The sequence below is a fragment of the Ochrobactrum sp. SFR4 genome (assembly GCF_019730395.1).
In the GTDB taxonomy this organism is placed as follows: domain Bacteria; phylum Pseudomonadota; class Alphaproteobacteria; order Rhizobiales; family Rhizobiaceae; genus Pseudochrobactrum.
Genome location: NZ_JAAPBB010001517.1, coordinates 1 through 229, shown reverse-complemented (window position 1 = coordinate 229; position 229 = coordinate 1). Strand labels below are relative to the sequence as shown.

Sequence of the window (229 nt, the reverse complement as noted above, 5' to 3'; positions counted from 1 at the left end):
CTTGATAAAATCAACAGCATGGTCACGGGAATAGGGATAAGGCAGACGCGCCAACATGCGCGCTACATTCACATTGTCCGCCAGAACAGCAAGAGCGTCGATATCCTCTTCATGCGGCAAACGCAGCACGAGGCGTTCTGTCAGCTGCACGGGAGAATCCCGCAAAACAACATCGGCACCATAATCGCCTGTCAGTCCTGCGCCTCTGAGCTCATCATCGGCCACTGGC

General features: G+C 55.0%; 1 pseudogene. It reads right to left on the bottom strand.

The window, feature by feature from the left end:
• Positions 1 to 195, bottom strand: a pseudogene (locus tag HBA93_RS24085) (hypothetical protein); the annotation flags it as partial.
• Positions 196 to 229 lie beyond the last annotated feature (34 nt).